Genomic DNA, 12,519 nt, shown 5'->3' with positions numbered 1-12,519 from the left:
GCAGGGCGTCATCTTCGCTGAACTACTCTAGTGAGCGTCATGGAAACGCGCCCGGCCTCGGGCCCGGCAAGCTGTTACGGGGCTTGTCGCCGCACTGCAAAGGACCTTCGCATGCCACCGTCTACCCGCCTCTACGCCTGGGAGGGCATCGATGCCTCCGGCGCTCGTCAACACGGCCAGCAACCGGGGCGCAGCCCGGCGTTCGTGCAGGCCTGGCTGCAACGCCAGGGCATCCGGGCCACGCGGGTGAGGTTGGCGGGCGGGTTGCAGTGGCGCTGGCCACAGCGGGCGGGCAAGCCGGATGCGCCGGGGTTCAGCCGGCAGCTGGCGACCTTGCTGACGGCGGGGGTGCCGTTGTTGCATGCGTTCGAGGTGATGGCGCGCAGCACGGTGGACCGCGGCATGGCGGCGTTGCTGGCGCGGTTGAAGCAGGATGTGGCGGCGGGGCTGGGGCTGGGGCTGGCGGAGGCGTTGCAGCGGCATCCGGCGTGGTTCGATGCGCTGTACTGCAACCTGGTGCGGGTGGGCGAGCAGTCGGGCACGCTGGACCGGCAGCTGGAGCAGATGGCGGGCATGCTGGAGAAGCGCCAGGCGCTGCGGCAGAAGGTGCGCAAGGCGATGCTGTATCCGGCGCTGCTGCTGTTGACCGGGCTCGGGGTGGCGGCGTTGTTGCTGTTGGAGGTGGTGCCGCGCTTCCAGGGGCTGTTCGCCAGTTTCGACAAGGCGCTGCCGGCGTTTACGCAGTGGGTGATCGATTTATCCACAGGGCTGGGCAATCACGTGGGGTGGTTGGTGCTGTTGATAACTGTGTTGGGGGTTGGCGGGCGGGAGGTTTATCGGCGGCATTTGCCTGCACGGCTGTGGATGGTGCGCTGGGGGCTGCGGGTGCCGGTGGTTGGCACCTTGCTCGGGCAGGCGGCGTTGGCGCGGTTTGCGCGCAGCCTGGCGACTTCTTATACAGCGGGCGTGGCGTTGCTGGATGCGCTGGCAACGGTGGCGCCGGTCAGTGGCAACTGCCTGCATGAGCGGGCGATCCTGGCGTTGCGCCAGGGTGTGGCCAACGGGGCAAGCTTGCAACAGGCAATGGAGGCGGACGGGCTGTTCCCGCCGCTGCTGCGCCAGCTGGTGGCGGTCGGCGAGGCCAGCGGCACCCTCGACACCATGCTGGACAAGGCCGCGCTACATTACGAAGAGCAGGTGAGCCAGGCGCTGGAGCAGTTGACCACGCTGCTGGAGCCGGCCATCGTGCTGATCCTCGGGCTGCTGGTGGGGGGCCTTGTCGTGGCGATGTACTTGCCGATCTTCCAGTTGGGTAGCCTGATCTGAACATGAATGCCTGGGCCGTCGTCGTCGATCATCCGCCGTTCTTCTATACCCTGGCCGCGGTGCTGGGGTTGCTGGTGGGCAGTTTTCTCAATGTGCTGGCGTATCGGCTGCCGCTGATGCTCGAGCGCCAGTGGCAGCGCGAGGCGCAGGAGGTGCTGGGGCTGCCGCAGGCCGAGCACGAGCGCTTCGACCTGTGCCTGCCGGCGTCGCGTTGCCCGCATTGCCAGCGCCCGATCCGGGCGTGGGAAAACATTCCGGTACTGAGTTACCTGGCCTTGCGCGGGCGTTGCTCGGGGTGCAAGACGCGGATCAGTGCGCATTATCCACTGGTGGAGCTGGCCACCGCCCTGTTGTCGCTGCTGGTGGCCTGGCATTTCGGGCCGGGCGTGGAGGCGCTGGCGGTGATGCTGCTGACCTGGGGCTTGATCGGCTTGAGCCTGATCGATGCCGAGCACCAGTTGCTGCCGGATGTGCTGGTGCTGCCGCTGTTGTGGCTGGGGCTGGTGGTCAATGCTTTCGGGCTGCTGGTGCCGCTGGCCGACGCGGTGTGGGGCGCGGTGGCGGGCTACCTGAGTTTGTGGACGGTGTACTGGGTGTTCAAGCTGGTAACCGGCAAGGAGGGCATGGGCTTTGGCGACTTCAAGCTGCTGGCCATGCTCGGGGCCTGGGGCGGTTGGCAGATTTTGCCGCTGACTTTGATGCTGGCCTCCTTGGTAGGGGCGCTGATCGGGCTGACGCTGGTGCGTCTGAAGCGCACGCAAATGGGCGCTGCGCTTCCTTTCGGGCCTTATCTGGCCATTGCGGGGTGGATCGCAGTGCTCTGGGGTGATGAAATAGTCGCTTCTTACCTGCAACTGCTTGGAACCTGATGAGCACAGCGCCTTTCACCCCCTGGATTCTCGGCCTGACCGGCGGCATCGGCAGCGGCAAGAGCGCCGCCGCCGAGCGTTTCGTCGAGCTGGGCGTGCACCTGGTCGATGCCGACCAGGCCGCGCGCTGGGTTGTCGAGCCGGGGCGCCCTGCCCTGGCCAGCATCGTCGAACGCTTCGGCCCAGGCGTATTGCTCGAGGACGGCCAGCTCGACCGTGGCGCCTTGCGCCAGCAGATCTTCGCCGACCCTGCGCAACGGCAATGGTTGGAGCAGCTGCTGCACCCGTTGATCGGCCAGGAGATCTTCAGCTACCTGGCCAAGGCCGAGACGCCCTATGCGGTGTATGTGTCGCCGCTGTTGATCGAGTCGGGGCAGTTCAGCAAGACCCAGCGCATCTTGGTGATCGATGCGCCGACCGAGTTGCAGGTGCAGCGCACCTTGCAGCGGGACAACACCAATCCTGAGCAGGTGCAGGCGATTCTCAAGGCCCAGTTGGCCCGGGAAGAGCGCCTGCGCCATGCCGATGACGTGGTGGTCAATGATCGTGACCTGCAATCGCTGCACGACGAGATCGACCGCCTGCACCACTTTTACCTGACTTTGCGAGGAGGCCAGCCATGAGCCAGCCGATGACCGTTGATTGCCCGACCTGTGGGGCGCCTGTGGAATGGGGGGAGAAGAGCCCGTTCCGGCCGTTCTGCTCGGACCGCTGCAAGCTGATCGACCTGGGGGCCTGGGCGGCCGAGGAGCATAAGATCGCGGGGGCCGAAGAGTCCGAGGATGAGCTGTATTCGGGGGATCTGGAGCCGCGGCATTGAGGTAGGCGTTTTTAGAACGCTGATAGGTTCGACGTTGTTGGGGCCGCTTTGCGGCCCTTTCGCGACACAAGGCCGCTCCTACAAGTGATCGCATTCCCCTGTGAGCGGCCTTGTGTCGCGAAAGGGCTGCAGAGCAGCCCCAGAAAGCATCACCGCTCTTCATCCTTCCACGGCGCCTGCAAATAACGAGTGCGGTTGAACGTCTCCAGCCACTCGGGGCAGAACACCACCAAGGCACTGATCACCGTGCCATTGATGAACGCCTCGGGGAACATCATCAACCACAGGTAACCAACAAAGTCGCTGAGCCACTCCGGCATGGCGAACCGCTCGTCCATCCACAACACCCCCAGCCCGGCCGCCAGGCATACCAGCACGGTCAGCGCGGCGGGGAAAAAACCGCAACAGAAGATATACACAAACAGGTTACGCGGCTGGGCGCGCTCGACCAGGATCGCGCACACCTCGGTGACCAGCACCGGCAAGCCAACGATCAGCAGGCCATTGACACCGATGGCGGCAAGGTCCTGGCGGCCGAGCAGCAACAGGCCAAGCTGAGCCAGGAAGCCACCGAGCACCGCCAGCGGCCAATCCAGCAGCAGGGTCACGGCGGTCATGCCGATGAAGTGGTACGACACGCCGGTATCGAAATCACGCCGCACCAGCCACAGCACGAACAGGCAGAACACCGTACCGAACAGCAGGTGCTGGCGGCGGGTGTCGGTAAACAGCTCCACCCAGCGCGTGCGGCTGGCGGCCCAGACCAGCAGGGGCACGTAACCGAGCCAGCCAAGGGTGAGGCTGGTGCTGGACAAGACCTGTGCGCTGATCACCTGAACAATATCCCTGTCGGCCATGTGGACAAGCCTGAGTCTACACCCATTCTCCCTTTCGTCCGGTTGCTATAGGCTGGCAACTCCTTTCGCTGCAGGACGCATCCCCGATGACCGAAGGCATCAACCTGCCCTTGCTGCTGGGCGCGCTGTTCAGCGCCATCGCGGGGGTACTGCACCTGATGGTCATCGCCGTGGGGCCGCGCTGGTACCGTCTGTTCGGCGCGGGCGAGCGCATGGCCCGGGCCGCCGAACAAGGGCGCGCCTACCCTGCCCTGGTCACCCTGGTGATCTCATCGGTACTGCTGGTCTGGGCCGCCTACGCGCTGTCGGCGGCCGGCATGATCGCACCCTTGCCGTTGCTGATGCCGATCATCTGCCTGATCACCCTGGTGTACCTGGCCCGTGGCCTGCTGGGCCCGTTGTTGCTGGCCGGCACCGGACGCAGCCGGCGTTTCATCGCGGTCAGTTCGGCGATCTGCCTGGGCGGCGGGTTGCTGCATTTGCTCGGCGTGTTCCAGCAATGGCTGGTGCTGGGCTGATTCCCACGCACAAACAGCATCTTACCGTCATCAATTAGCGACTAAGCTTGTCCCCATGGATGACTCAGACTACCTGCGCCTGCTTACCATCCAGGCCGAACAAGCCAATGCGTTCCTGTCCAATGCCCGCAAATGGGAGCGCGAGCGTTGGGTCTGCCAGCGCCTGCTGCAAGGGCTGAACATTCCCTACCGCAGCGAGGACTTCACCCCGGCCGGGCAGGAGCCGCCGGACGTGCTGTTCCGCGACGCGGCATTCGAAGTGTTCTTCGTGCTCGACGAGGGCCGCCGGCTCAACGACGAGTGGCGCGAGGAGCTGCAACGGCGGCGCAGCGCGTTTTCCCTGGCCCAGCTGGTGCGCCGCGAGCAGCGGCCCCGGCGGATCAGCGCCCAGGAACTGCTGGCGCGCCTGGCGCCGACGCTGCGCAAGAAATCACACAACTACCGCGAACGCGGGCTGGATCTGGGCGATCTGGACATCATCGCCTTCGCCAGTCTCAAGCGCGAAGTGCTCGACCTCAACAGCCATTTCCCGCCGCCCACCGAGTACCTGCGCCAGGGTTGGCGCTCGCTGTCGCTGGTGGGGCCGACCTTCGCCCGGGTGCTGTTCGCCCATCCGGACGCGCCGGATTTCCTGCGCGGCAACCTGGGGCGCAGCATCGTGTTCGACGTAGGCATCAGTCTTTGATCCAGTGCCGGGTGTCTTTGCGTTCACGTACACTCGGCGCCAGGGATAGAAAGCATTATCATTCGATCCATGCGTTTGCGTGAACGCTGTGGCGTACACGCAGTCACAAACGTCTATCTGACGAGGCCCACCATGACCAGCCGCCTGAATCCCGAAGATCAGCGTCGCGTCGATGAGTATCTGAGTGCCCCCCAGCATCAAGTCGAGCGCCGGCCTTTCCGGCCATGGCTGCTCCTGCTGCTGGTGGTGGCCGTGACCATCGGTCTGGGCCTGTTGAGCCGCCTGCTGAGTGGACTGGTGCTATGAGCTGCCTTGCGCTCGCCCGCCCCTCGTGCCGGATGCGGCCGGACCTTGTGTCCACGAATTCCGTAAAACTTGTGAGATATCCCCATGACTCATCGCATCGTGATTGTCGGCGGCGGCGCCGGCGGCCTGGAACTGGCGACCCGCCTGGGTAAAAGCCTGGGCAAGCGCAAACAGGCCGAGATCACCCTGGTTGATGCCAACCTGACGCACATCTGGAAGCCCCTGCTGCACGAAGTGGCGGCCGGCTCGCTGAACTCCTCGGAAGACGAGCTGAACTACGTGGCCCAGGCCAAGTGGAACCACTTCAACTTCCAGATGGGCCGCATGAGTGGCCTGGACCGCGAGAACAAACTGATCCAGCTGGCCGCGACCCTCGACGACGAGGGCCGCGAGCTGCTACCTGCGCGCACCCTCGGCTACGACACCCTGGTGATCGCCGTAGGCAGCAACACCAACGACTTCGGCACCTTGGGCGCGGCGCAGCACTGCCTGTTCCTCGACAGCCGCAAGCAGGCCGAGCGCTTCCACCAGCAGCTGCTCAACCACTACCTGCGTGCCCACGCGGGCGACGTGGCCAGCGAGCAGATCAGCGTGGCCATCGTCGGCGCGGGCGCCACCGGTGTTGAGCTGGCGGCCGAGCTGCACAACGCGGCCCATGAGCTGGCAGCCTACGGCCTGGACAAGATCCAGCCCAAAGACATGCACATCACTATCATCGAAGCGGGCCCGCGGGTGCTGCCGGCGCTGCCGGAGCGCATCAGCGTGCCGGTGCACAAGACCCTGGAAAAACTCGGGGTGACGGTGATGACCAACGCCGCGGTCAGCGAAGTGACCGCCGATGGCCTGAAGACCGCCTCGGGCGAAGTGATCCAGGCCAGCTTGAAGGTCTGGGCGGCAGGCATTCGCGCGCCGGGCTTCCTCAAGGACATCGATGGCCTGGAGACCAACCGCATCAACCAGCTGGTGGTGCGCCCGACCTTGCAGACTACCCTGGACGACAACATCTTCGCCTTCGGCGACTGCGCCGCCTGCCCGCAACCGGGCAGCGACCGCAATGTGCCGCCAAGGGCCCAGGCCGCGCACCAGCAGGCCTCGCTGCTGGCCAAGAGCCTCAAGCTGCGCCTGGAGAACAAGGCGCTGCCGACCTACGAGTACAAGGACTACGGCTCGCTGGTGTCACTGTCGCGCTTCTCGGCTGTGGGTAACTTGATGGGCAACCTGATGGGCAGCGTGAAGCTGGAAGGCTGGCTGGCGCGGATGTTCTATGTGTCGCTGTATCGTATGCACCAGATGGCGCTGTACGGGACCTTCCGCACCTTGATGCTGATGCTGGGCAGCAAGATTGGCCGGGGCACCGAGCCGCGTCTGAAGCTGCACTGAGGCTTCAAGATCCTGGGGCTGCAGTGCAGCCCCAGCGATTCAACGCACCACGCGATACGTGCTCTGCACAAACCCGCTCTCGTAGCTGGTCGTCCTCATGTGCTGCAACAGCACATCCTTCGCCAACACGCCGAACAACGGTATCCCCTGCCCCAGCAGCACGGGAATGCGGGTGATGGTCAGCTCGTCCACCAACCCCTCGCGCAAGAACCCCTGGATCAGCTTGCCGCCATCCAGGTACAGGCTTTTCGCGCCCGTGGCCTGCAGGTGCTCGAGCAACGCCGGGATCGGCCCCGGGTGCAGCTCGACGCGCTCTGGCACACCTCTGGGCAGCGCCTCGAGGGTACTGCTGACCACCACCACCCGGGTATCCGGATACGGCCACTCGCCAAAGGTCATGACCTTGTCGAACGTCCCGCGCCCCATCACCAGCGTATCGACGCCCGCCATGAACCCGGCATAGCCATGGTCGTCAGCGGACTGGGTAGCGCCCATCAGCCAGTCGAGGCCGCCGTCTTCGCGGGCGATGTAGCCGTCCAGGCTGGTGGCGATGAAAACACTGGCTTTGAGTGGCATGCGCGGGCGCTCCTGCGGGCAAAGGCCACAGGGTAGCAAAGGGCGGGGAGATAAATCGCGGACAAAAGAAAAAGGGCATCTCAGTCGAGATGCCCTTTTTACATGGTGGGTCGTGTAGGATTCGAACCTACGACCAATTGGTTAAAAGCCAACTGCTCTACCAACTGAGCTAACGACCCGGAAAATGGTCGGGGTGAGGGGATTCGAACTCCTGACATCCTGCTCCCAAAGCAGGCGCGCTACCGGACTGCGCTACACCCCGAGATTGGCTCCGCGACCTGGACTCGAACCAGGGACCCAATGATTAACAGTCATTTGCTCTACCGACTGAGCTATCGCGGAACTGAACTTCGGTACATCTTTACTGCTTCGAAGTCTGTGTTAGCTTCGAACTCTTTAGCTGCTTCGCTTTCGCGTTGTCGCTGCTGAGGCCGGCTATTCTACATTCTTCGTTTTGCTTGTCAACCACTTTTTTTCGTTCAACTTACTGATTTGTAAGTTGTTTTGCGATCTCCGATGTTGCTGGTGATTCGCTCAGTGCCTGACAGCGGGGCGAATATTAGGGGCACTCTGAGTTTTGTGCAAGCACTTTTTTCAAAATTTTCAGCAAGTTAGGTAGGAAGCCGAAAAATCAGGGGTTTGCGGCGCCTGCACTGGCCTTATCGCGGGGCAAGCCCGCTATGGCGTCGGGAAAGCCCACATAAAAAAGCCCCGCTTTCGCGGGGCTCTTCAACTACTGCCGTGATCAGGCGAAGACGATTTCCTCGCCCTGCACCTTCGCGGTGATCGCCGCACCCGGCAAGAACTCGCCAGACAGGATCAACTGCGCCAGCGGGTTCTCGATCCAGCGCTGGATCGCACGCTTGAGCGGCCGTGCGCCATACACCGGGTCGTAACCGACGGCGATCAGCTTGTCCAATGCCTCCGGGCTCAGGCTCAGCGACAGCTCGCGCTCGGCCAGGCGGCCACGCAGGCGGCCGAGCTGGATCTCGGTGATACCGGCGATCTGCTCGCGGCCCAGCGGCTCGAACACCACCACCTCGTCGATGCGGTTGATGAACTCCGGACGGAAGTGCGAACCCACCGCGTCCATCACCGCCGCGCGCTGCGCTTCGCGATCACCGGCCAGTTCCTGGATCTGCGCCGAGCCCAGGTTGGAGGTCATCACGATCACCGTGTTGCGGAAGTCCACGGTGCGGCCGTGGCTGTCGGTCAGGCGACCGTCTTCCAGCACCTGCAGCAACACGTTGAACACATCCGGGTGGGCCTTCTCCACCTCGTCGAGCAGCACCACCGAGTACGGCTTGCGACGCACGGCCTCGGTCAGGTAGCCGCCCTCTTCATAACCCACATAGCCTGGCGGTGCGCCGATCAGGCGAGCCACCGAGTGTTTCTCCATGAACTCGGACATGTCGATGCGCACCATGGCCTCTTCGGTGTCGAACAGGAACTCGGCCAGCGCCTTGCACAGTTCGGTCTTGCCCACGCCGGTAGGCCCGAGGAACAGGAACGAGCCGCTGGGGCGGTTCGGATCGGACAGCCCGGCGCGGGAACGGCGCACGGCGTTGGCCACGGCGGTCACCGCCTCGTCCTGGCCGATCACCCGCTCATGCAACAGGCTTTCCATCTTCAGCAGCTTCTCGCGCTCGCCTTCGAGCATCTTGGCCACCGGGATGCCGGTCCACTTGGACACCACTTCGGCGATTTCTTCCTCGGTCACCTTGTTGCGCAGCAGCTGGTTGTCGGTCTTGCCGTGCTGGTCGACCATCTGCAGGCTGCGCTCCAGGTCCGGGATCACCCCGTACTGCAGCTCGGCCATGCGGCTGAGGTCGCCCTTGCGTCGCGCGGCTTCCAGTTCCTGGCGCGACTGCTCGATCTTCTGCTGGATCTGCGCCGAGCCCTGCACCTCGGCTTTTTCCGAGGCCCAGATCTCTTCGAGGTCGGCGTACTCGCGCTCCAGGCGGTCGATTTCCTCAGTCAGTTTTTCCAGGCGTTTCTTCGCCGCTTCGTCCTCTTCTTTCTTCAGCGCCTGGGATTCCACCTTCAGTTGGATCAAGCGACGGTCGAGGCGGTCGAGCACTTCCGGCTTGGAGTCGATCTCCATGCGGATGCGGCTGGCCGCTTCGTCGATCAGGTCGATGGCCTTGTCCGGCAGCTGGCGGTCGGTGATGTAGCGGTGGCTGAGCTTGGCCGCGGCGATGATCGCGCCGTCGGTGATGGCCACCTTGTGGTGCACTTCATAGCGTTCTTTCAGGCCGCGCAGGATGGCGATGGTGTCTTCCTCGCTCGGCTCCTCGACCAGCACCTTCTGGAAACGGCGCTCGAGGGCGGCGTCCTTCTCGATGAACTGGCGGTACTCGTTGAGCGTGGTGGCACCGACGCAATGCAGCTCGCCACGGGCCAGGGCCGGCTTGAGCATGTTGCCGGCATCCATGGCGCCTTCGCCTTTACCGGCGCCGACCATGGTGTGCAGCTCGTCGATGAACAGGATGATCTGGCCTTCCTGCTTGCTCAGTTCGTTGAGCAGGCCTTTGAGGCGCTCTTCGAACTCGCCGCGGTACTTGGCGCCAGCAATCAGCGCGCCCATGTCCAGGGCCAGCAGGCGCTTGCCTTTCAGGCCATCGGGCACCTCGCCGTTGATGATGCGCTGGGCCAGCCCCTCGGCGATGGCGGTCTTGCCCACGCCGGGTTCGCCGATCAGCACCGGGTTGTTCTTGGTGCGGCGTTGCAGCACCTGGATGGTGCGGCGGATCTCGTCGTCACGGCCGATCACCGGGTCCAGCTTGCCCTCTTCGGCGCGCTTGGTGAGGTCAACGGTGTACTTGTCCAGGGCCTGGCGCGATTCCTCGGCATTGGCGTCGTTCACCGCCGCGCCGCCGCGCAGGTTGTTGATGGCGTTCTCCAGGGCCTTCTTGCTCACGCCCTGGCCGAGCAGCAGCTTGCCGACCTTGCTGTTCTCGTCCATGGCGGCGAGCAGCACCAGCTCGCTGGAGATGAACTGGTCGCCCTTCTGCTGGGCCAGGCGGTCGGCCTGGTTGAGCAGGCGAGCCAGGTCCTGGGACATGTTCACATCGCCCGTGGGGTTCTGGATTTTCGGCAGTTGGTCGAGCTCCTTGGTCAACGCCTTGCGCAGGCTGTTGATGTCAAAGCCGACCTGCATCAGCAGCGGCTTGATCGAGCCGCCCTGCTGGTCGATCAGCGCCTGCATCAGGTGCAGGGGCTCGATGGCCGGGTGGTCCATGCCCACGGCCAGGGATTGGGAGTCGGATAATGCCAGTTGCAGCTTGCTGGTCAGTCGGTCTATTCGCATGGGGGATACCTTCCTTTAAAGGGCAGGCGGAGCGATGGACAGCACCTGTAATGAAGAACCTGCCTGAGATGACCAATACATAAGGGTGATTCTGGAAGATTCAAGCGTAGCGGGGTTGACAGAGGTCAGCACCAGTGACGTCAGGCAACATGGGAGCGTAAGGTCAGCGCGGCTGCAACCAGACCAACGAAGCAAAGCGCCCACCCTGCGGGGTGCGGCGATAAGAGAAGAAACGCGAGTCGCTGACCGTGCAGAACCCGCCACCATAAACGGCGGTAACGCCACGCGCCGCCAGGCGGATCCGCGCCAGCTGGTAGATATCGGCCATCAGCTTGCCCGCACGCTCGCCCTCGACAAACGCCTCAGCCGCCTCGGGATGCACGGCAGTGAAGGCATCGCGCACTTCCAGCCCCACCTCGAACGCCTGCGGCCCGATGGCGGGCCCCAGCCACACCAATACCTCTTCAGGCGCCAGCGCCAGGCGGTCAAGGGTGGCCTCCAGCACGCCACCGGCCAGCCCGCGCCAGCCGGCATGGGCGGCCGCGACACGGGTACCGGCGCGGTCGCAGAACAGTGCAGGCAGGCAATCGGCAGTCATCACAGTGCAAGCGATGCCCGGCTGGTCGGTCCAGCTGGCATCGGCTTCGGCAACCACGGCGGGGTTGGCGTCGGCCACCACCAGCCCATGCACCTGCTTGAGCCAGGCGGGCTGGATGGCGAATTCGTCACTCAGGCGACGACGGTTCTCGGCGACCGCCTGCGGGTCATCGCCCACGTGGTCACCGAGATTGAAGGAGGCGTAGGGCGGCAGGCTGACGCCGCCCTCGCGGGTGGTGACACAGGCGCGAACCGAGGCCGGGGCCGGCCAGTCGGGAAGGATCAGCGACTGCGCCAGGCCACTCATCCGATGAAGCTCTCGCGGTCCTGGTCAAGCAGCGACAGCAGCCACTGGAAGTCGTCCGGCAACTCCGACTTCCATTCCATGCGCTCACCCGTGGTCGGGTGGTCCAGCGCCAGGAAACGCGCGTGCAGGGCCTGACGCGGGAAGTGCTTGACCGCCTCGACCATGGCCACGCTGGCGGCCGGTGGGATGCGGAAGCGTGCACCGTAGGTCTGGTCACCGACCAGCGGATAGCCGACATGGGCCATGTGCACACGGATCTGGTGGGTGCGGCCGGTTTCCAGCTTGACCCGCACATGGGTGTGCGAACGGAAGCGCTTGAGCACGCGGTAGTGGCTGACGGCCGGCTTGCCGCCCTCGGTCACCGCCATGCGCTGGCGCTCGCCGCCGTGACGGCCGATCGGCGCGTCGATCTTGCCGCCGGCGATCACCACGCCGACCACGATGCACTCGTAGATACGGCTGACCGAACGTTTTTGCAGCTGGTCGACGAGGTTGGTTTGCGCCTGCAGGGTCTTGGCCACCACCATCAGGCCGGTGGTGTCCTTGTCCAGGCGGTGCACGATGCCGGCGCGCGGCACGTTGACGATGTCCGGGACATGGTGCAGCAGGGCGTTGAGCAAGGTGCCGTCGGGGTGACCGGCCGCCGGGTGGACCACCAGCCCGGCCGGCTTGTTGATCACCAGGATCTGGTCGTCCTCGTAGACGATGTCCAGCTCGATGTCCTGAGCCACCCATTCGCCCTGGGCCTCCTGCTCGGCTTCGAGGGCCAGGATGGAGCCGGTGTGGACGGTGTCGCGCGGTCGCAGCACCGCGCCATCGACGGTCAGGCGGCCATCCTTGATCCACGAGGACAGGCGCGAACGCGAGTACTCGGCGAACAATTGGGCGGCGACCTGGTCGAGGCGTTGGCCGCCCAGTTCGGACGGGACCTCTGCGCTAAGTTGAATGATCTCGGACATGCTCGAATC

At 64.5% G+C, this 12,519-nt stretch carries 13 protein-coding genes and 3 tRNA genes; 8 read left to right on the top strand and 8 right to left on the bottom strand.

Annotation, left to right across the window (positions count from 1 at the left end; all coding sequences use genetic code 11):
- Window positions 1-111 precede the first annotated feature (111 nt).
- Genes AC25MA_RS12085 through yacG form a run of 4 tightly spaced genes read left to right on the top strand, consistent with a single transcriptional unit; the run spans window position 112 to window position 3,015 of the window.
- Complete coding sequence (locus AC25MA_RS12085) at window positions 112-1,326, top strand: type II secretion system F family protein (RefSeq protein WP_486972044.1); 1,215 nt, start codon at window positions 112-114, stop codon at window positions 1,324-1,326.
- Window positions 1,327-1,328: 2 nt separating this feature from the next.
- A complete protein-coding gene (locus tag AC25MA_RS12080) occupies window positions 1,329-2,195 on the top strand; it encodes a prepilin peptidase (protein WP_486972043.1) in 867 nt (288 codons plus the stop codon).
- Entirely contained in the window at window positions 2,195-2,818 is a 624-nt protein-coding gene (coaE, locus tag AC25MA_RS12075) for a dephospho-CoA kinase (RefSeq protein WP_028689885.1), read from the top strand. The genes AC25MA_RS12080 and coaE overlap by 1 nt, the downstream gene beginning before the upstream one ends.
- On the top strand, window positions 2,815-3,015 hold the full coding sequence (gene yacG, locus AC25MA_RS12070) for a DNA gyrase inhibitor YacG (protein WP_011535705.1): 201 nt from the start codon (window positions 2,815-2,817) through the stop codon (window positions 3,013-3,015). The genes coaE and yacG overlap by 4 nt, the downstream gene beginning before the upstream one ends.
- 149 nt (window positions 3,016-3,164) lie before the next feature.
- Here yacG and AC25MA_RS12065 read toward each other — a convergent pair whose 3' ends face one another.
- Complete coding sequence (locus tag AC25MA_RS12065) at window positions 3,165-3,872, bottom strand: energy-coupling factor ABC transporter permease (RefSeq protein ID WP_088851380.1); 708 nt, start codon at window positions 3,870-3,872, stop codon at window positions 3,165-3,167.
- 86 nt (window positions 3,873-3,958) lie between these two features.
- Between AC25MA_RS12065 and AC25MA_RS12060 the strand changes: the two genes are divergently transcribed.
- The 4 genes from AC25MA_RS12060 (at window position 3,959) to AC25MA_RS12045 (ending at window position 6,761) form a co-directional block, all read left to right on the top strand.
- On the top strand, window positions 3,959-4,390 hold the full coding sequence (locus AC25MA_RS12060) for a hypothetical protein (protein WP_197865938.1): 432 nt from the start codon (window positions 3,959-3,961) through the stop codon (window positions 4,388-4,390).
- 55 nt (window positions 4,391-4,445) lie between these two features.
- A complete protein-coding gene (locus AC25MA_RS12055) occupies window positions 4,446-5,075 on the top strand; it encodes a DUF1780 domain-containing protein (protein ID WP_069016168.1) in 630 nt (209 codons plus the stop codon).
- Between the two features lie 132 nt (window positions 5,076-5,207).
- Window positions 5,208-5,381 (top strand): DUF3094 family protein, encoded by a 174-nt coding sequence (locus AC25MA_RS12050; protein WP_023631877.1) that lies wholly within the window; start codon window positions 5,208-5,210, stop codon window positions 5,379-5,381.
- A gap of 84 nt (window positions 5,382-5,465) precedes the next feature.
- Entirely contained in the window at window positions 5,466-6,761 is a 1,296-nt protein-coding gene (locus AC25MA_RS12045) for an NAD(P)/FAD-dependent oxidoreductase (RefSeq protein WP_069016169.1), read from the top strand.
- A 39-nt stretch (window positions 6,762-6,800) separates the two neighbouring features.
- On the opposite strand, the gene AC25MA_RS12040 is transcribed toward AC25MA_RS12045, so the two are convergent.
- The 7 genes from AC25MA_RS12040 to rluD all read right to left on the bottom strand — a co-directional run bounded on the left by AC25MA_RS12040 (window position 6,801) and on the right by rluD (window position 12,510).
- Complete coding sequence (locus AC25MA_RS12040; RefSeq protein ID WP_069016170.1) at window positions 6,801-7,337, bottom strand: dihydrofolate reductase family protein; 537 nt, start codon at window positions 7,335-7,337, stop codon at window positions 6,801-6,803.
- 103 nt (window positions 7,338-7,440) lie between these two features.
- Window positions 7,441-7,516: transfer RNA gene (locus AC25MA_RS12035), tRNA-Lys, on the bottom strand.
- Between the two features lie 6 nt (window positions 7,517-7,522).
- Window positions 7,523-7,599, bottom strand: a tRNA-Pro gene (locus AC25MA_RS12030).
- Window positions 7,600-7,603: 4 nt separating this feature from the next.
- Window positions 7,604-7,679, bottom strand: a tRNA-Asn gene (locus tag AC25MA_RS12025).
- 403 nt (window positions 7,680-8,082) lie between these two features.
- On the bottom strand, window positions 8,083-10,647 hold the full coding sequence (clpB, locus tag AC25MA_RS12020; protein WP_069016171.1) for an ATP-dependent chaperone ClpB: 2,565 nt from the start codon (window positions 10,645-10,647) through the stop codon (window positions 8,083-8,085).
- Window positions 10,648-10,810: 163 nt separating this feature from the next.
- Window positions 10,811-11,551: a peptidoglycan editing factor PgeF gene (pgeF, locus tag AC25MA_RS12015; protein ID WP_028689893.1), complete on the bottom strand. Its 741-nt coding sequence runs from the start codon at window positions 11,549-11,551 to the stop codon at window positions 10,811-10,813.
- Entirely contained in the window at window positions 11,548-12,510 is a 963-nt protein-coding gene (gene rluD, locus AC25MA_RS12010) for a 23S rRNA pseudouridine(1911/1915/1917) synthase RluD (RefSeq protein ID WP_028689894.1), read from the bottom strand. Before rluD ends, pgeF begins: the two co-directional genes overlap by 4 nt.
- Window positions 12,511-12,519 lie beyond the last annotated feature (9 nt).

It is taken from the genome of Pseudomonas sp. P65(2024), from assembly GCF_057480955.1.
Note: the sequence above shows the minus strand (reverse complement) of the source record. Positions and strands in the feature narration are given on the sequence as shown.